Origin of the sequence: Arthrobacter sp. NPDC056691 (assembly GCF_042791415.1) — a bacterium.
Classification (GTDB): domain Bacteria; phylum Actinomycetota; class Actinomycetes; order Actinomycetales; family Micrococcaceae; genus Arthrobacter.
Map to the genome: position 1 here is coordinate 170,257 of NZ_JBHTXX010000003.1, position 25,067 is coordinate 195,323.

Genomic DNA, 25,067 nt, shown 5'->3' on the forward strand with positions numbered 1-25,067 from the left:
CAGCCTGCTGCATGCCCGGCTGGGATCGGTCGGGCTGGGATCTGTCCTGGGATCGCCCTGCCTGTGACCGCTCTGCCTGAAGGTGGTCCGGTAACCGCGCTGCGTCCATCTATGGAAGTTATCACAAGTGAAGTCCATATCTTATGGAGGAACTTACATATAGACCGGGAGAGATCTGCGTCACTATTGGGGAAGCCGCTGGACGGGTTATCCCAGCAGGAACGTAAAGGACACATCATGAAATTGAAGGACATCAGGGCGCTGGCCTCGGTGCAGGGACCGGCCCGGTCGGTCTCCGAGCGCCTCGCCAGGAGCTGCTACAGCGTTGAGGACATGCGGAAGCTGGCGGCCAGGCGCCTGCCCAAGAGCATCTTCGAATACATCGAGGGCGGGGGTGAGGACGAGGTATCGCTGCGCCGCAACCTGTCCTCATTCGACGACTGGTCCTTCCTGCCCAAATGGGGATCGGTGGAGGACCTTGACCTCGGGTCAACCCTGTTGGGTGGCCCAGTGGCGATGCCGGTAACACTCTCGCCCACCGGCGGAACCAGGCTGTTCCACCCCGGTGGTGAATCCGCCGTCGCCCGGGCCGCCTCCGCCGCCGGCATCCCGTACGGCCTGGCGCACCTGAGCACCACCCCCATGGAGGACGTCAGCGCCGCCGCGCCGGGGCTTCGGCGCTGGTTCAACCTGGAGCCCACCCCGGACCGGGGCCTGCTGCAGGCCGTCTTGGACAGGGTCTCCGCCGCCGGCTACGAAGCCCTTTTGGTCAACGTCGACTGCCGGGCCATCGGACACCGCGAACGCGATTACCGCAACGGGTTCACCGCGCCGCCGTCCATCAAGCCCAAGACGGTTCTGGAGGGAGCGCTGCACCCGGCCTGGGCACTCGGGTTCCTAGCGAACGACGCCATTGCCTTCCCCAACCTGGACGCGGAAATTCCCGAGGGTCCGCTCGCCAGCTCGCCGGACATGTGGCGGACGCTCCTCGCGGGATCCTACGAGCCCACTGACTGGGACGACATCCGTGAGCTGCGGGAACGCTGGAACGGGCCAATCGTGCTGAAGGGTGTCGTCAACCCGAACGACGCCGGACTGGCGGCTGCCATGGGAATCGACGCCATCCAGGTCAGTAACCACGGCGGACGGCAGCTGGACCACATGGCCGCACCGCTGGACGTCCTTCAGGACATCGTCGGCAGGACTGGCCAGCGCATGGAAATCATCGTCGACGGCGGCATCCGCAGGGGTTCCGACGTGGTCAAGGCGCTGGCCCTCGGTGCCGATGCCTGCTCGATCGGGCGGCCCTACCTTTACGGGCTGGCTGCAGCCGGCCAGGCGGGCGTGGCCCACGTCCTGAACCTGTTCCACGCCGAAATCACCCGGACCATGATGCTCCTCGGAGTGTCCAGCGTCGAGGAACTGCGGGCAGAAGGCCGTGACCTGATCCGGCACCGCAGCGAAGCCTTTGCCCGTACCCAACCCACCGTAATCCCGGAGGCCCGCCTGGGCCTTGCAGAAATGAGGACCCCCTGATGAGGAAGCCCGCATCAATCCAACGCATCAAACCAGGCCTGCCGGCCGTCGTCGTCACTGCAGCGCTGATGCTGACGGTGACGGCATGCAGCCCGGCCGGCAACGCATCGCCGTCGGACCCGTCCGGCAGCCCTGCCACGGCGGGAACCGGCGTCCCTGCGCTGGAAGCCAACCCGGCCGCCGTCGAACTTTTGCCTGCGTCCATCAAGGCATCAAAGGTGCTGCGCGTGGCCATTCCCACCAACGAACCGCCCACGCAGTTTTACCGCGAGGGCACGCAGGAGATGACTGGAACCAACCCGGACGTGGCCCGCCTCATCGGCGAGGCTTTGGGCGTCAAAGTGGAGATCCAGGTGGCCAATTTCGACTCCATCATTCCCGGTCTGGCCGCCAACCGTTACGACATGACCGTTTCCTCCATGACGCCCACCACCAAGCGCATGGAAGTCCTGGATTTTGTCGACTACATGCAGATCGGCACCGCCATTGCCGTCCCCAAGGGCAATCCCGGCGGAATTAAGGACCAGCACGCCCTGTGCGGCAGGAAGGTGGGGCTCCTCACCGGCTCCTACCAGCTGACCGTGGACGTGCCTGGTTACGACAAGGAATGCGCCGCGGCCGGCAAGGAAGGCATCCAGCGCAGTGAATTCCAGGACACCCGGCAGGCCATCTCCGCCCTCACCAGCGGACGCCTGGACACCGTGCTGGCTGACTCGCCCATCCTGAACTACGCCGCCACCCAGAACCCGCAGATCGAGGTGGCCGCGACGTACGAGTTCGCCCCGGTGGGCGTGGGCGTGCCGAAGGAATCCGGCCTGGTGAAGTCCGTCTCCAAGGCACTGGATGCAGTGATCAGGAGCGGGTCATACGCCAAGGTGCTGGGGAAGTACGGCCTGGAGTCCAGCGCCATCACCGACGCCCGCGTCAACTTCGCCCAGTAATGAATGCGCTGACAAAGAAGGTGACAACCATGCAAAAGCTTGTACCTGACACCCGGGAGCCTGCCACAGCGGCGGCCGGTGACGACATTCCGGTGGTGCCCCTGAAGCACCCGGTCCGGCTGGCCCTGGCAATTATCCTCATCCTGGTGGCGCTCAGTGCAGCATGGGATGTGGCAGTGAACGAACGGTACCGCTGGGACGTGGTGGTGCAGTATGTGTTCGCCCCGCAGATCCTGGCCGGTGCCGGACTGACACTCCTGCTGACCGTGGTGTCCATGACCGTCGGCATTGCCCTGGGCACGCTGCTCGCCATCATGCGGCTCTCGGACAATCCGATCCTGAGCACCATCAGCCGTGGCTACATCTGGTTTTTCCGCGGCACTCCGCTGCTGGTCCAGCTGATCTTTTGGTACAATATTGCGGCCCTGTACCCGGTGATCGCGTTCGGGCTTCCGTTCGGCGGCCCGTCCATGGTCCTGGGATCCGCGAATGTGCTGATCTCGCCGGTGGGTGCAGCGCTGCTGGGGCTGTCCCTGAATGAAGCCGCCTACATGGCCGAGATCATCCGCGGCGGCATCGGCTCCGTGGACAAGGGCCAATACGATGCAGCCCGCGCCGTGGGGATGAGCGGCGGCAAGCTCATGAACCGGGTGATCCTGCCCCAGGCCATGCGGGTGGTGCTGCCTCCCACCGGAAACCAGGTCATTTCGATGCTGAAAGGCACGTCCCTGGTGAGCGTCCTGGCAATCTCGGACCTGCTGTATTCGGCCCAGATCATCTACGCGAACAACTACCAGACCATTCCGCTGCTTATTGTGGCCAGCCTCTGGTACCTGCTCATGACCACCGTCCTGAGCTTCTTCCAGGACAAACTTGAACGCCGTTACGGCCGCGGCTTCGACGCAGCGCCGCGACGGATCCGCAAACCCAAGACGAGGACAGCATAATGACTACCGCCATGGTGGAGGCCCGGGGAGTCCGGAAGAACTTCGGCGCTATCGAAATCCTGAAGGGCATCGACCTCAGGGTTGAAAAGGGATCCGTGACCTGCCTGATCGGCCCGTCCGGTTCCGGCAAGACCACGTTCCTGCGCTGCATCAACCACCTTGAGAAAGTCGATGCCGGCCGACTGTACGTGGATGAGCACATGGTGGGCTACGCAGAGCGGAACGGGAAGCTCTACGAAATGAAGGAACACCAGACGGCGCGCTCGCGGCTCAACGCCGGCATGGTGTTCCAGCGCTTCAACCTCTTCCCGCACATGACCGTGCTGGAGAACATCATCGAAGCCCCCGTGCACGTGCTGGGCCGCCCCCGCAGGGACGTGGTGGTGGAAGCCCAGGCCCTCCTGGACCGGGTGGGACTGGGCAACCGCGGGCACTCCTACCCCCAGGAGCTCTCCGGCGGGCAGCAGCAGCGGATCGCGATCGCCAGGGCACTGGCCATGAAGCCGAAGCTGATGCTCTTCGACGAGCCCACGTCCGCGCTGGACCCCGAGCTGGTGGGCGAAGTCCTGGACGTCATGAAGTCCCTGGCTGAAGCCGGCATGACCATGGTGGTGGTCACGCACGAGCTGGGCTTCGCCCGGCAGGTGGCCGACCAGGTGGTGTTCATGGACGGCGGCGTGGTGGTGGAAAGCGGTCCGCCGGAGGAAGTGCTGGACAACCCCCGGCACCAGCGCACCAAGGCGTTCCTCTCCAAAGTTCTCTAGGCACAACCGAAAGGCCCACATCATGACACGGCACCAAGTCACCACCCGCCTCGCACCCAGCCCGGCCGGCCCCTACTCCCAGGCCATCGAAGCCAACGGATTCCTCTACACGGCGGGCCAGACACCACATGACCCCGTCACCGATGAGCGGGTGGGGAGCACCATCGAGGAACAGACCGTCCAGGCTATGAAGAACCTGGGCGAAGTCCTGGGCGCCCACGGACTCGACTTCTCCCACGTGGTCAAGGCCACCGTGCACCTGCACCATCCCGGGCGGGACTTCGACGTTTTCAACGCCGTCTACGAAAAGTACGTTGTTGCCCCCTACCCGGCGCGGACCACGGTGGGTTCGTTCCTGGGCGACTTCCTGGTGGAGATCGACGCGGTTGCGGTTATCCCGTAACTAGCAAATTCCGACGGCGGGGTCCCGGCCCGTGCGCCCGGCGCACCGCCGGGACCCTTCTGGAAAGCAAAAAGGCAGGGCGGCTGTGAAAGCCGCCCTGCCTTTGGTGCGCGTACGGGTTCGGTCCTGCGCCCGGCTTTCGGGCTACCTGTTGCGATGGAGTGCAGGGCCGTCCCGTCCGCTTGCCGGAGGTGAATCCGGCAATCCTGCCCGTCAGCGGTCACCGACAGGCAGCAACCTTTGAGTGCTCTGCCTTGGGTGGATTACATGATGCCGGTGGGTACCAGCAGGGCCCACGCCAGGGCGGGAGCCGCGAGGACCACTCCGCCGGCGTACAACATCAGCTGCTTGTACACGCGCTGGCGGTCGTTTTCGCGGGCGTTGGCCACCACCAGTGCGCCGTCCGTGGAGAAGGGGGAGACGTCCACGACGGTGGCCGCGATGGCCAGAGCCGCGACGGTCCCGGAGGCGCTCAATGAGCTGGTGGCCAGCAGTGGACCCGCCATGGGTATGAATGCCGTCAGCAGGGCGGTGGAGGAGGCGAAGGCGGAGCCGACGCCGATGACGTAGCAGAGGACCAGAGCGATCAGCAGCGGGGCACCGAGAGCGAGGGCCTGCTCGGCGAGGGTGTCGATGACGCCGACGTGCTGGAGCAGGGAGACATAGGTGATCATGCCCGCCACCAGCAGGACGGTGGACCAGGACACGCCGCCGACGAAGGACTTGTGCTCCTTGATGTTGACGAATGCCAGGAGGAGGCCGGCCGAGAGGGCGACGAAGCCGATGGGCATGTGGAAGCCCAGGGTGCACACGAGGATCACAGCGATCAGCGCCAGCGTAAAGATCTGCTGGCCGCGGGGACGTCCGGTGCGGGTTGCGTCCAGGCCTGCGTATTCGTTGGCGTGGTTGTCGCGCAGCTTGCCCAGTAGGGCGAACAGCGCGATGGTCAGGGCCGAGAGGATGAGGTTGAGGGCGAAGCTGGCCGTGAACAGCGCGCCCTGCGAGATGGGGAAGCCGTTTTTCAGTGCGATGTCGTGCACCAGCACGCCGGCCACGGACAGCGGGGAGAAGCCGCCGGCGTGGGCGCCGTTGATGACGAAGGCGCCCATGAGGACCGGGTGGATGCGTGACTCGTAGGCAAGTCCGAGGGCTGCCGGAGCCAGCAGTGCGACGGCGGCGGGGGAGAAGGTGCCCAGTGCCGTCAGCGCGGCAGCCATGAGGAAGAACACCCAGGGGAGGAGCGCAGTTTTACCCCTGACCAGGCGGACGCAGGTCTGGACGATGATGTCGATGGTCCCGTTGCGTTGGGCCATGCTGAAGAAGTAGGTGACGCCGATGATCGTCAGGACGATGCTGGCCGGGAACTCCTCAAGGATCTGCTTGTCGGTCATTCCGAGCATGAAGTAGCCGACGCCGAAGGATGCCACCAGCCCCATGATGCCGATGTTCAGCGGCCATTTGGTGGCGACGACGAACATCACCACCAAGATGACTAGCGGGATGATCTGGGTGGCGGTCATGGTCGGCTCCGATTCCGAGGCGGCCGCGGGGTTGAAGAGGGCACCTCCGAACAGGAGGGCGGCCAGACCCAGAATAGTCGCGGCGGCTACCGTCAGCAGCAGGATACGGCGGCGGCGGTTGGGACGTTGGGAGCGGTCGTCGCGGGTGTCGCTGTCCAGGGGTGCGGTTTGTTCTGCGGTCTTAGTCATGGTGCTGTCTCCTCATTGAGTGGCGCTGGTCATTAAGAGGCGCTGGCGAGGGAGGCATCGACGGCGCTGCCGAGGGCCTCCGGGAGGTGGATGACGGTGGTGGCGAGAGTGCGGGCTGTCCGGTCGACGCCGACGAGCAGCGATCCGTCCCGTTCCTCGCTCCAGGTTTCGATGACCCCGGCCGGTGTGCGCAGCCGCAGGGCGGGCTGAACCGTGTCGCCGGTGATGTCGTTGAGTACGGTGCCCGGGGTGCGGGCGGCGAGGGTCAGGGCGATGCTTCCGGTGATGGCCAGCGCCGGGTGGGGCCTGCCCATCGAGAGCATCATGACGCTGACGTCGCTTTCCGGGTCGGCCTGGGCCGGTGGAGCCACGATCGCCACCTTGGGGACGGCGCGCGCCGCTTCGCTGGTGGTGGCTGCGAGCCCCATGCGCACTGCTGCCTGGCGGCGGATGTGCTCCATGGTCTCGAGTTGCAGCTCCACCCCGGCGGACCAGTTCTGGTGGCGCTCGGGGTCAAGGCCAAGGTCTTCGGCGCGGAGAATTACGACCGGTGCTCCGGCGTCGACCATGGAGACGGTCCAGCGGGTTCCGCCTGCGGTGATCGTGTCCGTGGCTGATCCCGTGGGAAGCAGTTGGCCGGTGGTTTTGCCGGCCGGGTCCTGGAAGCCGAGGCCCACCTGGTATCCGGGGAACGGCACGCCCGGCATCTCCGCCTGCGGGACGATCGGCAGGGCACCGGACGGCGTGGACACCCGCTGGATGATGATCTGGCCGGTGTTGGTGTTGCGGGTGACGATCCGCGTGACGTCGCCGGTGGGCACCACCCAGCCCTTTTCGATGGCGTACAACCCCACCACCGCCGAGCAGTTGCCGCAGTTGCTGCCCCAGTCCACGGCGGCCTCTTCGATGCCCACCTGGGCGAAGGTGAACTCGACGTCCACATCGTCGCCTGCGGGACGGTTGAGGATCATCGCCTTGCTCGTCGTCGACGTAGCCCCGCCAACGCCGTCGATCTGCCGGTGGTCGGGACTGCCGAACAGCCGGGGAAGCAGCACATCCGGGCTGGCTCCGGTCTGGCCCAACTGTCCGGTTTCGAAGACCCAGCATTTGCTGGTGCCTCCGCGCATCCATTCCGCTTCGATCTTCATGGTCGGTTCCTTAGCTTCTCTGCGCCCAATGTGTTCGCGGGCCTGGTTCGAGATTGAGCCAGATCACAAATGAAGACAATGTTGGATTTCCTTTGGGTGGTGTAGTGTTCCTTCATTCATTGATTTGGAGGAGGATAATGTCGGTCCGAACCGCCTCCCGGACCCTCTGACCGTCTGCATTTTCCCGCGCCGGAGCTGGCGGCTGCATAGAATGAACCATTGCAGAAGAAGGGTGAACCATTGCTTAACGATGAAGGCCAGGATTTATTTGATATCCGGCGGCTTGCCCTGCTGGTGGAGGTCGTGGAGCAGGGATCGATCACTGCCGCGGCCGAGCTGATGATGTACACGCCCTCCGCGGTCTCCCAGCAGCTGCGAAAGCTTGAACAGGAAGTCGGCCAGCCCCTCCTCAACCGCCGCTCCCGTGGTGTGGTGCCCACCGAGGCAGGCCAGGTGCTCGCCGGCCACGCCCGCAAGATCGTCGGGCAAATGCGGGCCGCCCAGTCGGACCTGGACCAAATCGCCGGGCTCAAACGCGGTTCCCTGACCGTGGGGACGTTTCCCACTCTCGCCGGGTCATTCCTGCCCACAGTTATCCGTGCCTTCAAGAAGAGGTACCCGGCCATTGGCCTCTCCCTGCGAAGTGCACGCTTCGATGAACTTGTGGCGGACCTGCAGTCCGGAGTTACCGGTCTGTGCCTGCTCTGGGACTACCCCTGGAATCGCTTTCACGACGATTCCATCCGGATCACGGAAGTCTTCCAGGAAAGCACCGTCCTCCTGATGGCCCGCGGGCACCCGCTCGCCGGCCGCGACGAGATCCGGATGGAGGAGCTGCGGAAGGAATCGTGGATCGTGCGGGCCGAGGCCCACCCGGTGGTGGAAGTGCTGCAGCGCTCCGCCCACGAGGCCGGGTTCGAGCCAGCCATCGGCTTCCTGGCCAACGACTACCAGGAAGCCCAGGCGATGGTGAGCGTCGGAATGGGCGTGGCCATGGTGCCCAAGACCGCCGTCGCCCTGCAGCACCCCGATGTCAGGGTCATCAGCCTCGGCTCCGCCGCACCCCTGCGGCGGGTGCTGCTGGCCCAACGCCAGGACAAGGTCTATGCCCCGGCGGAGGTGGCTTTTCAGTCCACCTTGCTGGAAATCGCCCGCGAACATGCCGGCGACTATTTGTAGCAACGGCGGGTTGTGGCGGTGGGGTGAGGGTGGAGTTTTTGTACAGATAATGGCCGGAAAAGGGCCTCCAGCCCGCGACAGCTGTACAAAAACTCCACCCTCAGGTCGGTTGGGCAGTTGAGGTTGTTGGTCAGTCGGCCAGGAGCCCCATGAGGACGATGCTGATTGTCCGCTCCAGGGACGAGGCGAAGCCGGCGGGCAAGAATATGAGGGACGGGTCCGCGGCGTAGGCGTCCTGGACGGCCTGGGGTGGGTGGGCATGGGTCCAGAGGGCGCCGGCCAACAGCGTGATGGTTCTCGTTGCTTCTGCTGCATCCTCCTCGCTGAGCTCGGGGAGGGCCTGGCGGAGTGCGGCGGTGAACCCGGCAAGGCTGGCGTAGCCGTCCCGCTTGTACTTCGCCACCGTCTCTGCGGAGACGTTGTGCTCGAGGACGCCCGCCTGAACGCTGAGCAGTTCGCACAGCATCGGGTTTGCCGCGATCTCGCTCGCCAGGGCCGTGGCGACCCCTCCCGCTCTGGCGCGGATCGACGCATCGGCTTTGACGACGTGGGGCAACTGTTTCCCGATCTGGGTGAAGAACTCCTCAGCGAGCTGGATGAGCAGGTCGAGCAGCACCGCCTCGCGCGAATCGAAATAGCGCAGCACGTTCGACTTCGCCAGTCCGACGCGGCGGCTGAGCTCGTTGAGGCTGACAGCGGAGACCGGCATCTCCTCAAGCATCGTCGCTGCCGTCTGCAGGATGACCTGGCGCCTCGCCTCCCGCTGGTCCTCGCTTCTGGCGCGCTGAAAAGTACTCATGCGTCCATTTTACAGACCAGAGGTCTCTTGACTAAAGACTGCCGGTCTCTTAGATTAGAGACCAGTGGTCCTTTATTGGACTGAAGCAGAACGAGAGAACGGAAAACCCGACATGGACAAGAAGGTTGCACTGGTCACCGGCGGCTCCTCCGGCATCGGAGAGGTCGCCGCCCGCGACCTCAAGGACGCCGGTTTCACGGTGTACGCCGCGGCGCGGCGGACTGACAGGATGGCCGCCCTCGAGCAGGCCGGCATTCGGACGATCGCCCTCGACGTCACGGATGAAGAGTCGGCACGCGCCGCCGTCGAGCGCATCATCGCGGACGAGGGGCGCATCGATGTCCTCGTGAACAACGCCGGCTACGGCTCCTACGGCTCCCTGGAAGAAGTACCTCTCACCGAGGCGCAGGCCCAGCTCGACGTCAACGTGCTCGGCCTGGCCCGGCTGACGCAGCTGGTGCTGCCATACATGCGGACCCAGGGGAGTGGCAGGATCATCAACATCAGCTCGATGGGCGGGCGCTTCGCGACACCGCTGGGCTCCTGGTACCACGCCAGTAAGTACGCGGTCGAGGGCCTCAGTGATGCGATGCGCCTGGAGCTCGAGCCGTTCGGCATCGACGTCGTCCTCATTGAACCGGGCGGGATCCGCACCGAGTGGGGTGCTATCGCCGCCGACAATCTGCGCGCCACCTCCGGCCAGGGCGCCTACCGCATGCAGGCGGAGGCCATGACCAGGACGCTCGCCGCGAGCTCCGAGCCGGGCTACCGGCTGGCTTCGCCGCCCGAGGTCGTGGGCCGCGCCATCACGAAGGCGGCCACGGCCCGCAAGCCCCGCACCCGCTACAGCGTCGGCATCGGGGCGACCCCGATGATCTGGCTCAGCCGGGTCCTGCCCGACCGCACATTCGACTCCGTCATCAAGCGTTTCGCCGGCGTGCCCGCCTGACAATAACGGCGCCCACGCGGGCCGCACTCAGCTCAATTGCTGCTCGCTTTCAGCTGCTGAGGATCTGTTCGCGGAGGATGTCCGCGTGCCCGCAGTGCTGCGCGAGTTCGCGCAGCATGTGCAGGTACACCCAGTGCAGCGGCAGCGGGCCGCGCCGGTTGCCGTGGACCAGGTCGTCGAGGAGCAGTGAAGCCGCCGCATGCCGCGATGCCTCGCAGGCGTCGCGGTGGGCGGCCTGGATGCCGGCGACTGTGTCCCCGTCCTCGAGGATGAAGGACTCGTCCGGTGTTGCCGGGATGCCGATGTCCGCGCGGGAACGGCAGGTGATGGCTTCGTCGAACCAGACCTTCTCAACGAAGGTCGCGTGCTTGACCAGTCCCAGCAGCGTGGTCCGGGAAGGCACCAAAGACCGGCGTGCCTGTTCCTCCGTCAGCCCGTCAAGGGAGGCATTGAGCCTGCTGCGGTGCTCGTCAAGGAAGGCGTCGAACTGGATCCGCGCCGGCTGGTTGATGACGTCCTCGGCGGAAGCAATGGGAAGAGAAGGCATGCAGGCAGTATTCCAAGGGCACGGCGCGGGAGCAATGAAGAGGCCCGGATTGCATCCGGGCCTCTTCGATACCGACGCCGGTGGGATCGGTAACGTTGTTACTTCCGGACCGTCGCTACTTCCACTCGAACAGGCGGCCTTCGGACTTGCCGTCGGCCACCTGGTACTCGAACAGGACGGCGATCCCGTTGAGGCTGCTCAACTCGTCCGACGTGGTTTCGTAGAACAGGGCACCGCGCCAGGTGAGTTGACCCGGACCGGTGAAACGGCCCACCCCGTGGCCGGTGAACGTGGCCGTCTGCCCGCTTGAGGTGACGACGAAACCGTTTCCGTTGCCGGCGACGGTGCCGGTGGGACGGATCGTGCCCATGTAGGTGACCGTCACGTCAACCTGGGCACCGCAGAGGGTGCCGACCTGGTGGTCGGTCACTTCGGTGCGCGGACCGCGGCCGGTGTCTTCCAGAACCCGCGTGCTGATGGTTTGGCCGGTGAGTTCCCCGATTTGTTCTCCGAGCATCACGATCTCCTTTGATCAGTGGCTGGACCGAAAAAGCGATCCCAGGTCAGGATCGCGCAACTGACAATGACGGAGGCCGCCCCCAGAGCAGGTTTCCCGCCCGGGGGACGGCCGCCGTCGTCGGTTTGTAGCGAAACGCGGATGGCGCTATGGGGTAGCGCTTCCCCTCGTCCTCTCCATGGCATCCCTGCCGAGCCAGAGGCCCAGCCCGATCATGGCGACGCCGAGGACCAGGTGCAGCCAGTTGTCGGCAGTGTTAAACGGGACAAAGTTGGCGCCCCCGTCCATGTCGATCAGCAGGCCGTAGATCCACAGGACCACGTACACAGCGCCGCCGCCAAGCAGGAACCAGCGGGCCATCTGGTTTGTCCGGGCCATTGCAATGCCGGCCACGCCGAACAGCATATGCACGATGTTGTGCAGCACTGATACCTGGAATACTCCAAGCAGCATTGCCCCGGACCCATAGCCGGCAAAGCTCATGGCGCCGTAATTGCTGGTGATTCCCGGGATGAACCCGAGTACGCCAACCAGCAGGAAAACCGCACCCAGACCCAAGGCGGTGTTGTGAAGGGACAACCCCAACGCGTGGTGGTGGGCGGGGTGTGAAGCGGTAGTCATTAGTCTCCCTTTCACGCTGGTTACCGGCTCTTCAGATGGAGAGCCGGCCTCGCGGCAAGGAGTCGCAGGACTTCCTGCCGACGGCCATAGCTTACTCCTGAAAACCGCGCGTATACAGGGGAAACAGCGGTTCCCGGCGCGTGACCGCGCGCTGGTTCGGTGTGCTCGAAGCTTGGGTACGCCCTGACCATCGTCGCCGTGCCGCGGCCAGGCGCGGCACCGGTGCGGCGGAAGTAGCCCAAGGCTAACGGGACCCCGGCCTGTTACCCGGCGGCAGCACCGCCGTCGGCCGTCACGGGTTCGTCTGGGGCCGGAACCGTTCGGGTAAGGGAGGTGCGCCCTCCCGGGCGCTGTCCGCTGTCCTGCCGTCCGCCGTCGGGGGTTCTTCCCGGAAGCCGAATCGTGCCGCGAGCGGCCTGATTCCGGTGCCGGTAAAGCAAAATGTCCACAGCGCTACGGACAACGCATACACGGCGAGCCAGAACGGACTGGGCCGGAGAAGAGCCACGGGAACCGCGACGGCAAGAACGAAAGCCGTGACCAGGTACACGGCTACTTTCACCCAGGGATTACCGGCGGCCCGGCCGACCCGCTCGTCCGTGTTCTCCGTGACCTGCCGACCCCGCATCTGATCCAGCAGCCCCCGAAGGTGGGCGGCCCTGTCATCGATCCGCCGGCGCGGCGGCCGACGGCGGCGCTCCAGCAGGCCGTGGAGGATCCCCCAGACGGGACCGTTGAGAAAGCTGATCAGCGCACCGGCAAGCAGCAGTGACACGAGGCCCAGGATCCACCAGTCCGGCGACGGGGCGGCCGTCCAGTCGTAGCGGCCCCCTGAGCACAGCCACGACGACCACCACGGATCAAGGCCGGCGCCGGGAGGCCCGCACTGCACGAGTGTCCTTGCCCAGGGCTGGGCCCCCAGCCAGGACAGCATGGCCGGGGCTGCCAAAAGACCGCTGATGGCTCCAAGGAGCCTGGTCACGCCGAGGCTTTTGACCATGACCCGGTGCGGCCGGAGGCGCCTGTCGCCTGGATCGGGCCCGAACTGGACCTCTCCCTGGGGCCTGGCGGGAAGCAGGACCAGCGAAGCGAGCGGGTCGATCACCTCGATGCGGTTCTTCGAATACGTGATGTGGTCCTTGATCAAAGCGGACCGGTTGTAGACAGGATGTTCCTCCGGGCCGGGACCGCCGGTGCCGGCGCTCTTCCGGTCGTAGATCTTCCTGAAAACCGGGTCGTCTCCCAAGGCCTTTGTGCCAATGGGGCCGGCCGGAACGAAGTCGAACTTTCCCCACACGTTGATCCACCGGGTCCCGGGTGCGTTGGCGAGCCAGTCAGCCACCGGATCCTCGCTGCGGCCGCCCCATTCGGCGTAGCCCAGCAGGCTCAGGCCGCTGCCGACGCTGACGAAGTTGGTTGCCCGGGCCCTGCCCGCGTTCTGGAAAAGCAGCTGCCCCGTGATGGCAGCACCCTGGCTGTGCGCCACGACGGTCACATCGACGCCGGATGAATGGTCCCAGCGCAGCAACGTGTCGCTCACCCTCTGCCGCATGGCAGCCGCCTGCAGGGGCTTGCGCTTCCAGACCTCGGGGTCGCCGAGGAAATCCGCGAACAGGGTCACGAGCTTGCCCAGCCACCGCCGGGCGCCGGGCACCTGGGCCAGGATGACGAGGACCAGCAGCACCAGCAGCGCGGCAACCAGGAGAAAGATGCCCACTACCGCAACGGCCGCGTACAGGCCCACCTGGATGACCCGCTTCGCCAGCCACTTCAGGCTGCCCCAATTGCGCCCGCCGGGGTAGAGGTTCCAGAAGACCAGTTCCAGGAACCGGTCATAGACGAGCCAGGCGGTGGCGAACGCCCACCAGTAGGTTGATGTTGCATTGGCGGGCGTGAAGTCGGATGCCCACGAGGCCTCGGTCATGAGGATGCGGACGTAGTCCGGCTGCCGGTCGCTGGTGTAGTCGCGGAGAACGCTGACCACGACTTCAGGCGCCTCGCCCACGGCGTGGGCCTGATCGATGGTGAGCGGCGGGTCCTCGTTGTCCCCGGCCACGTCGACGGAGAGGTCGTACAGGCTCTGCATGAGCGGCTGCGCCCATTCCTGAAGCGTGCCGCCCTTCAGAGCCTTCCCCATGCCGTGCACGAAGACCACCACGTGGTCCGGCGGCCGCTCCGCGTCCGGGTGCTCGGGTGTCTCCCCGTTGCCGCTGAAGTCGAAGGGCACTGTCCCCGTAGCCATAGCTAATGATCCGCCCAGGGGTCCGGCCGGAAAAGGGGTCAGCCGCCGTCGCCCGGAACCGATGCCGCCGCGCCGGGAGCCGCGACCATGGCAACCGTAATGCCGCTGGCAATGCTGCCCGCTTTCACTGTGATCACCTCCGGCGGGCCGCCCGGGCCCTGGTCGCTGTACCACTGGGCAGAGGTGCCGCTGGTGCCGCCGAGGAACTTGACCGTGTAGCCGCCCGGCGGCAGACCTGTCAGTTCGTAGAAACCCTCAGGCCGCACCCGGGTTTCCCGCACCACCCGATGGTCCGCGTTGAATGCCTGCACGCGGATGAGGCTGTACAGGGTGCCGGAGGGAGCCCCGATGCCTCCGATGATCGACGCCGGGCCAACTCCGGGGCTGAGCCCGAGCGGCGGAACATAGGCCGGCTTCTCGCCGCAGGTACCCGCGTCTGTTGTGTCGATAAGCGTTTTTAGCGCCTCGTATTCTGCGGGATCTGTCGTGAGGTTCCAGCGGGCCTTGATCCATACCCATTCGGCGGCGTAGTTGCAGTTGCCCCCGTCATAGGGCGGCAACCAGTGGGCCGGGTCTGACGAGCCGCGCTCGGCATTCGTGGTGGCCGTCAGGACCCTTAACGCCAGGCCGTTGGACAGATCGTTCGCGAAGTCTCTGCGCTGCTTCGCGGTCCATGCCCAGGCGCCCGAGTGCCAGGCTTCCTCCAGCGGGACCAGATGGACGACGTCCACCTCGGCGGGGTCCACCAGGACATTGCGGTCCCAGACGGACACCCACTGAGGATGGAGCACCGTGCAGGGCGAGGCCAATGTCCGGTCGCTGGCGAAAGCGATCAGGACGCGCTCGCGGGTGGTGCACCCCTGCTCATCGACCACGGGGTATTCGAATGCGGACTCCTGGAATTCAGGGCCCGACGGCGCCTTCCGGACCAAGGTGTTCAGCAGGGCCCGGTTGGTGGCGTCTCCCGGGAATGGATACCCGCTCATCGGTGAAGCAACGCTTTGGCTCGTTCTGCCAGTGGGGTCCGGTAGAGGTTCGGCGGAGTTGGCAATCCCGCTCCCGCAAAGGGCCAGAAGGCTGGCCGCCACCAATATTGTCCAGTGCTTCGCAGATCGCTTCATTGCAGTGCCCGACCCTTTGCACGTCGTGATGGTGCCCGGATCCTACTCCGACGCAGGGGACTGCAACAGTGTCCCGGGATGGGGACTAGCCTGATGCGGACCGGGACCGGGAGCGGCGGCGGATGACGTATTCGGCCACCGCCAGGTTGATCATCCAGGCTGCCCCCATGAGGACGGCCCGGGTTGTCACGTCGGGCGGCCCGGTCAGGAGTTCCGGGATGATGAGGATGATGCCCTGTGTTCCGGCCGCGACTCCGATGGCGTAGGCGCGGGTCATCCAGGCGCCGTGCCTGGCGAAGTCCCGGCGCGTGATGGCAAGGACTCCGAGGACCAGGCTCACCAGCATTGCGCTGCCGAAGACCAGCCGGAGGATGAGCAACAGGAGCCCGTCGCTGGGTGGAAGTTTGTAGAAGAGGGCCATCCACAGTCCGGAGAGTGCCACCAGGAAACCGGCGGGCATCAGGATGCGTCCCGCTGCCCGGTGCCAGCTGCGCCTGCCCCGGTGAAGGGAAGGGCTGAACTGGAAGGCTCCCAGGAGGGAGTAGACGGTGACGCTGACGATGTGCGTGACCACCGGGATGGGCGAGGCGAAGAACCTCTCGTTCCTCGGGGTGATGGCGGCACCGCCGGTCAGTTCGGTGAGGCGTGCCGCTCCGGCGAGCACGGGGATGAGGGTGAGGAAGATCAGGCCGGCTGGCACCAGCCAGCCGTATCGCCGTCGTTGTCGGGTGAGGGGCCGGCGGTTGCCGGTGTGACCCGGGGTTTGGGCGGTGGTATTTCCGATGGTGTTCACGGGAACCTCCTATTCGCCGGCGATGCGGACGACGACGTTTCCCTTTTTGCGTCCGGCATCGACAAAGCGGTGCGCCTGGACGATCTCGGAAAGGGGATAGGCCCGGTCAATGACGGCCCTGTACCGGCCCGCGTCCGCGAGGCGGACGAGCCATGCGAGGTCCTCGGCGGTGTACCCGAGCTTCAGGTCCCCGGCCGTGACCAGTTTTCCGCTTCTGCGGCTGTTGGCAGACGCCCGCAGTATCCCCTTCAGATCGGCGACGACGAGAAGCAGTTTCCCGCCCGGGTTCAGGCTGCTGGCGACCCGGCTGAAGGGGGCGTTGCCGACGCAGTCCATGATCACGTCGTAGGTGCGGTCCCCGGCGGCGAAGTCCTCAGCGGTGTAGTCGATCACCCGGTCGGCGCCCAGCGAGGCCACCGGGTCCCGGCTTCCGTTGCTGCAGACGGCGGTGACATGGGCACCCAGGTTCTTGGCGAGCTGTAGCGCGGCTGTGCCCACCGCGCCGGAGGCGCCGTTGATGAGGACGGTGTCGCCCGGCTTGACGTCGGCGCGGGCCAGGAAGCCGCGGGCGGTGAGGCCGCCGAAAACGATCGTGACGGCTTCCTCGAAACCCATGGTGCGTGGTTTGGCCGTGATGGCTGCGTCCTGTGGAACCGTCACGTATTCGGCATGGCCGCCGAACCTGGCGCCGAGCATGGCGACCACCTCGTCACCGATCCGGAACTTGGTCACGGCGGAGCCCGTGGCCTCGACCACGCCGGCGACGTCCATCCCCAGAACCCGGTTCCGTGGCCGGAAGATGCCGAGTCCAAGGGCTGTCAGGATTTTCAGGCCCGCGGGGACGGAGCGGCTGCGGGCGCGGTGGTCGGCGGCGCTGACCGTGCTGGCGTGGACTTTGATGAGGACCTCGTCCGGACGCGGTGCCGGCTTGGCGATGTCCTCGATTCGGACCACCTCGGGTGCGCCGAACCGGCGGTAGGAAGCCGCCTTCATCGTCCTGCCCGGGTGGCCGCTGCTGCCCGAGTCAGTGGGACGCGGGTCGATCTCCGCGCCTGCTTGCTTTGCCTTCATGGGAAGCTCCTCGTACCCATTGGTGTACGGCGTACACCTCATGGAAGGAGGTTAAGGTGTACGCAGTACACCTGTCAATGGCGTAAATTTGAATCAGCGAAAGGAGGGTTCGTGACCCAGCAGATTGACGGGCAGCGGCGGGTGCGGCTGAACCGGGACCGTGTGCTGCAGGCCGCCGTTTCGCTGGCGGATGAGGCCGGCATCGACGAGCTCAGCATGCGCAGGCTCGGACAGGAGCTGGGCGTCGTGCCGATGGCGCTCTACAAGCATGTGGCCAACAAGGAGGAGCTCCTCGACGGCATGGTCGAAGCGATCATCTCCGAGATCGACCCGGCGGCGGGCGGCGCGGACTGGAAGAACGCCGTCAGGCTGAGGGTGCTTTCGGCCAGGGCCGTGCTCCAGCGGCACAGGTGGGCCCGGCAGGTCCTGGAATCGCGAACCACCCAGACCCCCGCCGTCCTCGGGTACATGGATTCCTTCATCGCCATGTTCCTGGCCGGCGGCTTCTCAGTGGACCTCACCCATCACGTCATGCACGCCATGGGCAGCCGCATCTGGGGATTCACGCAGGAGTTGTTCGACGATTCTGCCGGCCCGGGCAGGGGAGAATCCATTGAGCTGTCACCCGAGGCGCAGGCCGCAGTCTTCGAGGAGATGGCGGCACGCTACCCGAACATCCTTCAGGTGGCCACCGCCGCGAGCCATGACGGAGGCTCCGTGGTGGGGCATGGCTGCGACGACCAGTTCGAGTTTGAGTTTGCGCTCGACCTGCTCCTGGACGGCTTCGAGCGGCTCCACCGGCAGGGATGGACGTCACGGCAGGCCAAAAAGGCCCAGGTTAAGGGAAGCTGATCATGCGGGCGTAGGTCCCGATCCGCCGTCGGCCAGTCCCATGAACATGGTGCGGTGCAGGATGTCAACGTGCTTGCGTGAAATTTCGACGGCGGCCGGAACGTCGTGCGCCCGCAGCGCCGCCACCAGCTCCACATGGTCACAGTTTGACTTGTGCAGCAGCTCGATGGGGTAGGGGATGAAGTAGGCGTAGAGCTCGGCCAGCGTCTCGTGATAAACCCCGACGGCGGTCCCCAAGCATGACGCCGTGCCCACCAGTTGGTGGAACTGCTCGTCCGCCTGGTGATAGGCCGACCAGTCCGTGGATACGGCCATGTCCCGGGTCAGCCGCTCGAGTTCGTCCAGCTGGTCGGCGGTGGCATTAACTGCCGCGTAGTGGGTTACCGCGCACTCGAACAGCAGCCGCCGGTCCACCAGTCGGTTCACGGCCTGGGACTCTGCCGGTGACGCGGTGAGTTCCGCGAGCACGGAACGCGGTGGCTCGTCCGCCACGAACGTTCCGCCGGCCCGGCCGCGGCGGCGCACCACCACGCCCTGATCGGCAAGGCTCGCCAGCGCGCGGCGGGCCGTGATCGGGCTGACGGACAGGCCCAGCGCCACGTCCTCCTGGTCGGGGAGGCGCTCGCCGGGCTTCAGCAGCCCCAGCGAAATGGCCATGCCGATGCGCAGCCGGACGGCGTCGATGGCGCTGCGGCGGTCGATTCCGGCCAGGGCTCCGGCGCCGATGGGGGAAGCGCCGGCGGGGGAGGAGGTGTCCTCCAACTGACGGGTCATACCCGCTACTCTACGGCCCACCCGCGGCCCCTTCCCATAATTCGATCATTCTGATCTAATATAGTGCAGATCACACCCCAACGCGGAGACAAACCCATGCAACGCATCCTTCCCCTCATCGCTGCCCAGGCCGCGCCACGGCTCATCGGCGACCCCGTTTCGGCCTTCGCGGACGAGATCACAGCTGCCCTGGAAACCAAACCGGACAGCAAACTCGTGGTGTTCCCGGAGCTCCACCTCTTCGGCGACGGAAACCCGGACCGGCAGCGCACCGAAGCACTGCAGGACGCGGCCGAGCCGCTCGACGGACCAAGAACCAAGGAACTGAAAGAGCTCGCCGCGGACCTGGGTATCTGGCTGGTGCCGGGCAGCGTCTGCGAGCGCGGCCCCGAAGGCCAGCTGTTCAACACGCAGCTGGTGCTGTCCCCGGAGGGCGAGCTGGCCGGCTACTACCGGAAGATCTTCCCCTGGCGCCCGTTCGAGCCGTACGACCCCGGCGACCGGTTCACCACCGTGGACCTGCCGGGCGTCGGCCGGGTGGGCCTGAACATCTGCTACGACGCCTGGTACCCGGAGGTGTCCCGCCAGCTCGCCTGGATGGGCGCCGAGGTGATCCTCAACGTCGTCAAGACCACCACGCCGGACCGCCGGCAGGAGCTGGTGCTGGCCAAGGCGAACGCCATCGTGAACCAGGTGTTCGTGGTCAGCGTCAACTGCGCCGGCCCCACCGGCAAGGGCCACAGCATCATCGTCGATCCCGAGGGCAACACCATCACGGAAGCCGACGGCGACGCCCCGGTGCTGCTCACAGCGGACCTGGACCTGGCCGCCGTCGAACACGTCCGCACGCACGGGACGGAGAACCTCAACCGTCCCTGGTCCCAGTTCCGGGACGGCGAGGCCGCCGTCGAACTGCCCGTCTACCAGGGCCGGATCAATCCGGCGACCTGGACGCCCCCGTCCTTCAACGCCTAAGGAAAACCACGTGACCACACCAACCCTGACCCGCACGCTGAAGCTGCCCTCGCTGGTGCTGTTCGGCCTGGCGTACCTGACCCCGCTGATTGTCCTGGCCATCTTCGGCCTCATCGCCGAGACCACGGGCGGGGCGGCGCCGTCGGCCTACCTCGTGGCGATGGTGGCCATGCTGTTCACGGCCCACAGCTACGGCCGGATGGCGGTGGCGTACCCGGTGGCCGGTTCTGCCTACACGTACGTGCGCCGGTCCATCGATCCCCGGGTGGGCTTCCTGGTGGGCTGGGCGATCCTGCTGGACTACCTCTTCCTGCCCATGGTGATCTGGCTGATCGGCGCCTCCTACCTGAGCGCGCAGTTCCCGGGCGTGCCGATGTGGCTGTGGATCGTGGGCTTCATTCTTGTCACGACGGTGCTGAACATCCTGGGCATCAAGGTGGCGGACAAGGCGAACTACCTGCTGATGGCGTTCCAGCTGCTGGTGATCGTGATCTTCGTGGCGCTGGCCGTCGGCAGCGTGGTGTCCGCCTCCGGCGGGGGCGGCCTGGTGAGCACGGAGCCGTTCGTCAACGGCACGTCCAGCTTCGCCACCATCTCTGCCGGCGCGGCCATCGCGGCGTATTCGTTCCTGGGGTTCGACGCCGTCACCACCCTCACCGAGGAAACCGTGGACCCGCGCCGGAACGTGCCCCGCGCCATCATGCTCATCGCGCTGATCGGCGGCGGCATCTTCGTGGCCGTCTCCTACGTCACGCAGCTGGTGCACCCGGGCGGCGTGTTCGAGGACTCGGCCTCCGCGGCCAGCGCCATTGCGCTGCAGATCGGCGGGCAGGTGTTCGGCGCGGTGTTCCTCGCGGGCCTGGTGGTGGCGCAGTTTGCCTCCGGCCTCGCCGCGCAGGCCAGCGCCTCGCGCCTGATCTACGCCATGGGCCGCGACTCGGTGCTGCCGAAGGCGGTCTTCGGCCGGCTCAACGCGAAGTACCACACGCCCGTGGTGAACCTGGTGGTCACCGGCATCGTCGGCCTGATTGCGATCTTCCTGGATGTGGCCACCTCGACGTCGTTCATCAATTTCGGCGCCTTCACCGCCTTCACGCTGGTCAACGTGTCCGTGGTGTTCCACTACGTGCGCCGCCGCCGTGCCGGGGAGCAGCTGAACGCCGTCTCCTACGTGGCGGTCCCGGCGGTGGGCGCCATCGTCTGTGCCTACCTGCTTTCCCAGCTGGACAGCAACGCTATTACGCTGGGACTGTCCTGGCTGGCGCTGGGCATCGTGGTCCTGGCGCTGATAACGCGCGGCTTCCGGGCCGCGCCGCCGGAAATGACGACGACGGAGAAGGCGAACGTGGAGGCCGCCGCCTAGGGTTTTCTGGGAGCTCACGGGAGGAAACTGAGGTGAGAATAGCGCTCGGGCAGCTGGAGTCCGGAACAGACATCGGGGAGAACCTGGCCGCGATCGACCGGTCCGCCGCAGCGGCCGCCGCCGACGGCGCCACGCTGGTGGCCTTCCCGGAGTACGCCACGTACGAGAAGAAGATCGTGGACGCCTCGTTCCCGGCTATGGCCGAGCCGCTGGACGGGCCCATTTGCCGGGAACTTGCGGCCACCGCGGCCCGCCACGGCATCACGCTGGTGGCTGGCGTGGTGGAAAGGTCCGACGAGGAGGGGCGGGCGTACAACACGCTGGTGGCGTTTAGCCCTTCCGGTGAGCGGCTGGCCGTGTACCGGAAGATCCACCTGTTCGACGCACAGGGCTTCGGGGAGTCGACGTACATTAAGCCGGGCCCGTCCACCCAGCCCGTGGTGTTCGAGGCCGGGGGAGCGGTGTTCGGCCTGATGACCTGCTACGACCTGCGGTTCCCGGAGCTGGCCAGGTCGCTGGCCGACGCCGGTGCCCAGGTGCTGCTGGTCTGCTCGTCGTGGGTGCCGGGCACGCACAAGACGGAGCAGTGGCTTTCTTTGAATGCTGCGCGGGCGATCGAGAACAGCGTGTACGTGGCCGGCGTGTGCCAGGCCCCGCCGGTTTCGGTGGGACGAAGCCTGCTGATGGATCCGATGGGGTACCTGGAGGCGGATCTTGGGCTGGAGCCGGGGGTACGGGCGGTGGAGGTTTCGCTGTCCACCGTGGCGCGGGTGCGGGAACAGTTTCCTATGTTCCGGCAGCGGCGGCTGGGGTAGGGAGCCTCACCTCAGAGCAGCAAATTTTTTCTCATCGAAAGGTGAAAGGCCCAGCTGAGAGCGTATGTCAGCCAGGTCTTGGGTGTTGCGGGCGATCTGCCGAGCCTGCCTCCTTTTGATCGCCCGTCCAATGAAGTGAAGGGCAATCACCAGCGGCAAGAGTAGCTGCAGCCCCCAGCCTGCCAACACAATGAAGTCAGGGATGGTGAACAGCGCATTCTTGATCGAAATTGCATTATTCAGACTTCCAGTCACGGTACCAAGGACGTCATTCAAGGTGTTGGTGATCGGCTCAAAAAATGGTCCAGCAGACAGTTTCGGACTGTCGATTTTCGGATCTTTCCCGATCGACCAGCGCGGGTCGGTGAGGTGCGCCAGAATATAGAACACCACTGCCAGATTAAGGGCAACGAATGAGACTGCCGCGGCCAAGATCGCACTAACCGTCCTCGAAGCAATGTGTAGCCCAGAGATTGTGGGGCGACCAATGACAAACAATCCGCCAATGACAGCGGCCGCGACCCAAACAAGGGTTTTGAATGTGTCGACGCTGAGCTGACTCAGTACTTCCATGGCAGGGCTGCCCTTTCGTGACGCGATAAAGACCGGGTCCATATAACCACGGCCTCATGACCGTTACTGACGGAGCACCATGTCGAACTCATCGGTCTCGTAGAGCCGTGACGGTAAGGGGATCAGGCTCCTTATCCTTCAGCTTTCGCGGGCGGACAAGACTTCCTTGACCCGTTTCAGATATGGCCCTATTTGCGACTGCCACCATTCGTCGGCACCACCTGCAATTTCTGCGTTTATCGGGAGCTCGACAACGGCGCTTACAGTCAGAGTGCAGCCGGAGGCTGTCGGTTCGATCCGGTAGGTGGAACGGCTATTCGTCTCACCCGGCGTGATCGATCGGGTAGTTGACCACCATGGGCTCTCCTCACCGATGACTTCCATGATGGACACCGAACCGTCCCGCCGAATGAAGCACTGTTGTTCCCCAACGCCGAGGGGCGTGCCCGGAACCGTGAATGCCTTTTGCGCATCGGACAGCAGCACCGCGCTCTCGGCCGGCCGGATTAGTGACCAGACGGTATGGGCATCGTGCTCAAACGTTTCGGAGGCATGAGCACTATAAGTTTTCATGCGACCGGAAGCAGCGGCAGCGTCGACGGCCTTTGCTGAATGAAGCGCCCTCTTGTGTCGGTGATTCACGACGGCCGAGGTAACACCCAGCGTTACCCACATCAGCGTGGCGCTCAGGATAATGCCCAGCCCCAATTCGGGCTTGCCGTAGTAGCTGATAACGGAGGCGAGCACAGCGATGGCGAGGTAACCGGCTACAAATAGAATGCCGTGGAGGACCCTGATAAATTTGATCACCTGGTCATTATGAACATCAACTGCGTTCGCAGGTGTGCACGGCGCGGCAGACCTAGAGTTCGGCGAGCAACCGAACGATGCGGAAGACTGTTGCCGTGAGCAACTCTCCCCGCACCGGCCAGCAAACCAACCAGCGCACCGGCCTCGCCGTCGCCGGCCTCAGCCTGGGTACGGCGCTGAACCCGCTGAACTCCTCGATGATTGCGGTCGCTCTGGTTGTGCTGCGCGAAGACTTCCGTCTCGATGTCGCCACGGTTACCTGGGTGATCACGGCCTTCTACATCACCTCGGCCGCCGGCCAGCCGCTGATGGGGCGCCTCGCCGACCGCTTTGGGCCGCGGAAACTCTTCATGCTGGGTATGGCACTGGTGGTCGTGTCCTGCGCGTTGGCGCCGTTCTCACCCAATTTTGTGTTCGTCTGCATCGCCCGGGCGCTCATGGCCCTTGGGACGGCGACGGCGTACCCGAGCGCCCTCGTCATGGTCGGCACCCTGGCACGGCTGGCCGACACGACCTCCACCAGGCCGCTCGGGCGCATCCAGATGGCCACCACCTCCGGGGCGGCGGTGGGCCCGGTGGTCGGCGGGCTGCTCGTGAGCCTGGTCGGCTGGCAGGCGCTGTTCCTGATCAACGTGCCCCTGGCGCTGGCCGCCCTGCTCATCGTCCGGAAGGCCGCCCCATGGGACGAGCACAAGGAGCAGGGCAGCATCGCCACCCTGCTCCGCGACTCCGACATCCCCGGCATCCTCGCCTTCACTGGCGGCATGGTGCTGCTGCTCATGGGACTGCTGAATGCGCTGCCCGGCTACCGCTGGTGGCTGCTTGGCGGCGCCATGGTCCTGGCAGTGCTGTTCGCCTGGCGCGAGCTGCGCTTCGACCGGCCGTTCCTGGACCTGCGGCTGCTCGGCAGGAACCGGCCGCTGCTGCTGGTGTACCTGGGCTTCACGGTGTTCAGCGGCGTCTACTACTTCGCATTCTTCGGCCTGCCGCAGCTGCTGCAGGAGGCCGCCGGCTACAACCCCGGGGTGGTGGGTCTGCTGATGCTGCCGCTGGCGGCAATGTCCGTCGTCGTCACCCCGCTTGCCGTCCGCGGGATCGACCGGTTCGGCGTCCGGCGGGTGCTGATCGCCGGCGTCGTACTTCTTGCCATTGCGGCAGCGTCACTCTGGCTCCTGACCCTGTCGTTCGTCCCACCGCTGGTGCTGCTGCTGACCGCCCTGATGGGCATCCCGTACGGGTCGGTCAGCATCGCCTCCAACCAGGGCCTGTACGTCTCCGCCGCGGCGGAGGACAGGGGAGTGGCTGCCGGGATCTTCCAGACCTGCCGGTATGTCGGCGCCATCAGCGCCACCGTGATGATCGGCATCTTCTACGGCACCGGCGTGAACCAGCAGAACTGGGGCCGCGTGGTGCTGGTGATGCTGGCCCTGAGCGCCGTGACGTTCGTGGTGTCGCTGCTGTGGCGGGAGCGGAAGGCGGCGTAGGGGAACGACGGCGGCAATCGCCGTGGGTGCGGAGCTGGACTGAGGCGCTGGTGCCGCTATTGGGCCGGGACGTCGGCGCTTCCTGCTCCAAGCGTTAAGCACTGAAGACCCATTGCGACGCGCACCCTCAAGAT

25 protein-coding genes are annotated in these 25,067 nt (G+C 65.7%); 12 read left to right on the forward strand and 13 right to left on the reverse strand.

Annotated elements, in window-relative coordinates:
• Positions 1 to 237: 237 nt before the first annotated feature.
• From ACFRAU_RS04360 to ACFRAU_RS04380, 5 genes are read left to right on the forward strand one after another with little or no spacing between them, the layout of a single operon-like run.
• Positions 238 to 1,536: an alpha-hydroxy-acid oxidizing protein gene (locus tag ACFRAU_RS04360; protein ID WP_377998956.1), complete on the forward strand. Its 1,299-nt coding sequence runs from the start codon at positions 238 to 240 to the stop codon at positions 1,534 to 1,536.
• Positions 1,536 to 2,477 carry an ABC transporter substrate-binding protein gene (locus ACFRAU_RS04365; protein WP_377998957.1) on the forward strand — a complete coding sequence of 314 codons (942 nt, stop codon included), beginning with the start codon at positions 1,536 to 1,538 and terminating at the stop codon, positions 2,475 to 2,477. Before ACFRAU_RS04360 ends, ACFRAU_RS04365 begins: the two co-directional genes overlap by 1 nt.
• 29 nt (positions 2,478 to 2,506) lie before the next feature.
• Positions 2,507 to 3,424, forward strand: coding sequence for an amino acid ABC transporter permease (locus ACFRAU_RS04370; protein ID WP_377998958.1), 918 nt, complete (start codon positions 2,507 to 2,509; stop codon positions 3,422 to 3,424).
• Entirely contained in the window at positions 3,424 to 4,188 is a 765-nt protein-coding gene (locus ACFRAU_RS04375) for an amino acid ABC transporter ATP-binding protein (protein ID WP_377998959.1), read from the forward strand. The genes ACFRAU_RS04370 and ACFRAU_RS04375 overlap by 1 nt, the downstream gene beginning before the upstream one ends.
• Before the next feature lie 22 nt (positions 4,189 to 4,210).
• Positions 4,211 to 4,591, forward strand: a complete 381-nt coding sequence (locus tag ACFRAU_RS04380; protein ID WP_377998960.1) for a RidA family protein — start codon at positions 4,211 to 4,213, stop codon at positions 4,589 to 4,591.
• A gap of 263 nt (positions 4,592 to 4,854) precedes the next feature.
• Here ACFRAU_RS04380 and ACFRAU_RS04385 read toward each other — a convergent pair whose 3' ends face one another.
• Positions 4,855 to 6,300, reverse strand: coding sequence for an SLC13 family permease (locus ACFRAU_RS04385; protein ID WP_377998961.1), 1,446 nt, complete (start codon positions 6,298 to 6,300; stop codon positions 4,855 to 4,857).
• A gap of 32 nt (positions 6,301 to 6,332) precedes the next feature.
• A complete protein-coding gene (locus ACFRAU_RS04390) occupies positions 6,333 to 7,448 on the reverse strand; it encodes a PrpF domain-containing protein (protein WP_377998962.1) in 1,116 nt (371 codons plus the stop codon).
• 240 nt (positions 7,449 to 7,688) lie between these two features.
• On the opposite strand from ACFRAU_RS04390, the gene ACFRAU_RS04395 reads away from it, so the two are divergent.
• Entirely contained in the window at positions 7,689 to 8,627 is a 939-nt protein-coding gene (locus tag ACFRAU_RS04395) for a LysR substrate-binding domain-containing protein (RefSeq protein WP_377998963.1), read from the forward strand.
• 130 nt (positions 8,628 to 8,757) lie between these two features.
• On the opposite strand, the gene ACFRAU_RS04400 is transcribed toward ACFRAU_RS04395, so the two are convergent.
• Positions 8,758 to 9,426 carry a TetR family transcriptional regulator gene (locus ACFRAU_RS04400; protein ID WP_377998964.1) on the reverse strand — a complete coding sequence of 223 codons (669 nt, stop codon included), beginning with the start codon at positions 9,424 to 9,426 and terminating at the stop codon, positions 8,758 to 8,760.
• Between the two features lie 112 nt (positions 9,427 to 9,538).
• Between ACFRAU_RS04400 and ACFRAU_RS04405 the strand changes: the two genes are divergently transcribed.
• Positions 9,539 to 10,375 carry an oxidoreductase gene (locus tag ACFRAU_RS04405; RefSeq protein WP_377998965.1) on the forward strand — a complete coding sequence of 279 codons (837 nt, stop codon included), beginning with the start codon at positions 9,539 to 9,541 and terminating at the stop codon, positions 10,373 to 10,375.
• Between the two features lie 49 nt (positions 10,376 to 10,424).
• On the opposite strand, the gene ACFRAU_RS04410 is transcribed toward ACFRAU_RS04405, so the two are convergent.
• The 7 genes from ACFRAU_RS04410 to ACFRAU_RS04440 all read right to left on the reverse strand — a co-directional run bounded on the left by ACFRAU_RS04410 (position 10,425) and on the right by ACFRAU_RS04440 (position 17,287).
• Positions 10,425 to 10,922, reverse strand: coding sequence for a DinB family protein (locus ACFRAU_RS04410; RefSeq protein ID WP_377998966.1), 498 nt, complete (start codon positions 10,920 to 10,922; stop codon positions 10,425 to 10,427).
• Positions 10,923 to 11,037: 115 nt separating this feature from the next.
• On the reverse strand, positions 11,038 to 11,439 hold the full coding sequence (locus tag ACFRAU_RS04415; protein ID WP_377998967.1) for a hypothetical protein: 402 nt from the start codon (positions 11,437 to 11,439) through the stop codon (positions 11,038 to 11,040).
• Positions 11,440 to 11,586: 147 nt separating this feature from the next.
• Entirely contained in the window at positions 11,587 to 12,060 is a 474-nt protein-coding gene (locus tag ACFRAU_RS04420; RefSeq protein WP_377994952.1) for a DUF4383 domain-containing protein, read from the reverse strand.
• A 292-nt stretch (positions 12,061 to 12,352) separates the two neighbouring features.
• Positions 12,353 to 14,302, reverse strand: a complete 1,950-nt coding sequence (locus ACFRAU_RS04425; RefSeq protein ID WP_377998968.1) for a hypothetical protein — start codon at positions 14,300 to 14,302, stop codon at positions 12,353 to 12,355.
• A 38-nt stretch (positions 14,303 to 14,340) separates the two neighbouring features.
• Complete coding sequence (locus tag ACFRAU_RS04430; RefSeq protein ID WP_377998969.1) at positions 14,341 to 15,288, reverse strand: DUF1524 domain-containing protein; 948 nt, start codon at positions 15,286 to 15,288, stop codon at positions 14,341 to 14,343.
• Positions 15,289 to 15,508: 220 nt separating this feature from the next.
• Positions 15,509 to 16,216 carry a DUF2306 domain-containing protein gene (locus ACFRAU_RS04435; protein ID WP_377998970.1) on the reverse strand — a complete coding sequence of 236 codons (708 nt, stop codon included), beginning with the start codon at positions 16,214 to 16,216 and terminating at the stop codon, positions 15,509 to 15,511.
• A gap of 9 nt (positions 16,217 to 16,225) precedes the next feature.
• Positions 16,226 to 17,287 carry an NAD(P)-dependent alcohol dehydrogenase gene (locus ACFRAU_RS04440; RefSeq protein ID WP_377998971.1) on the reverse strand — a complete coding sequence of 354 codons (1,062 nt, stop codon included), beginning with the start codon at positions 17,285 to 17,287 and terminating at the stop codon, positions 16,226 to 16,228.
• 111 nt (positions 17,288 to 17,398) lie between these two features.
• On the opposite strand from ACFRAU_RS04440, the gene ACFRAU_RS04445 reads away from it, so the two are divergent.
• Positions 17,399 to 18,139: a TetR/AcrR family transcriptional regulator gene (locus tag ACFRAU_RS04445; protein WP_377998972.1), complete on the forward strand. Its 741-nt coding sequence runs from the start codon at positions 17,399 to 17,401 to the stop codon at positions 18,137 to 18,139.
• Here ACFRAU_RS04445 and ACFRAU_RS04450 read toward each other — a convergent pair whose 3' ends face one another.
• Positions 18,140 to 18,913 carry a FadR/GntR family transcriptional regulator gene (locus ACFRAU_RS04450; protein WP_377998973.1) on the reverse strand — a complete coding sequence of 258 codons (774 nt, stop codon included), beginning with the start codon at positions 18,911 to 18,913 and terminating at the stop codon, positions 18,140 to 18,142.
• A 96-nt stretch (positions 18,914 to 19,009) separates the two neighbouring features.
• Between ACFRAU_RS04450 and ACFRAU_RS04455 the strand changes: the two genes are divergently transcribed.
• From ACFRAU_RS04455 to ACFRAU_RS04465, 3 genes are read left to right on the forward strand one after another with little or no spacing between them, the layout of a single operon-like run.
• Positions 19,010 to 19,888: a carbon-nitrogen hydrolase family protein gene (locus ACFRAU_RS04455; RefSeq protein WP_377998974.1), complete on the forward strand. Its 879-nt coding sequence runs from the start codon at positions 19,010 to 19,012 to the stop codon at positions 19,886 to 19,888.
• A 10-nt stretch (positions 19,889 to 19,898) separates the two neighbouring features.
• Positions 19,899 to 21,251: an APC family permease gene (locus ACFRAU_RS04460; RefSeq protein WP_377998975.1), complete on the forward strand. Its 1,353-nt coding sequence runs from the start codon at positions 19,899 to 19,901 to the stop codon at positions 21,249 to 21,251.
• A gap of 32 nt (positions 21,252 to 21,283) precedes the next feature.
• On the forward strand, positions 21,284 to 22,066 hold the full coding sequence (locus ACFRAU_RS04465; protein ID WP_377998976.1) for a carbon-nitrogen hydrolase family protein: 783 nt from the start codon (positions 21,284 to 21,286) through the stop codon (positions 22,064 to 22,066).
• Between the two features lie 6 nt (positions 22,067 to 22,072).
• On the opposite strand, the gene ACFRAU_RS04470 is transcribed toward ACFRAU_RS04465, so the two are convergent.
• Together ACFRAU_RS04470 and ACFRAU_RS04475 are read right to left on the reverse strand one after the other, a co-directional pair.
• Positions 22,073 to 22,639 (reverse strand): hypothetical protein, encoded by a 567-nt coding sequence (locus tag ACFRAU_RS04470; protein WP_377998977.1) that lies wholly within the window; start codon positions 22,637 to 22,639, stop codon positions 22,073 to 22,075.
• Between the two features lie 138 nt (positions 22,640 to 22,777).
• Positions 22,778 to 23,449, reverse strand: a complete 672-nt coding sequence (locus ACFRAU_RS04475) for a hypothetical protein (RefSeq protein ID WP_377998978.1) — start codon at positions 23,447 to 23,449, stop codon at positions 22,778 to 22,780.
• Positions 23,450 to 23,526: 77 nt separating this feature from the next.
• Between ACFRAU_RS04475 and ACFRAU_RS04480 the strand changes: the two genes are divergently transcribed.
• Positions 23,527 to 24,933, forward strand: coding sequence for an MFS transporter (locus ACFRAU_RS04480; protein ID WP_377998979.1), 1,407 nt, complete (start codon positions 23,527 to 23,529; stop codon positions 24,931 to 24,933).
• Positions 24,934 to 25,067 lie beyond the last annotated feature (134 nt).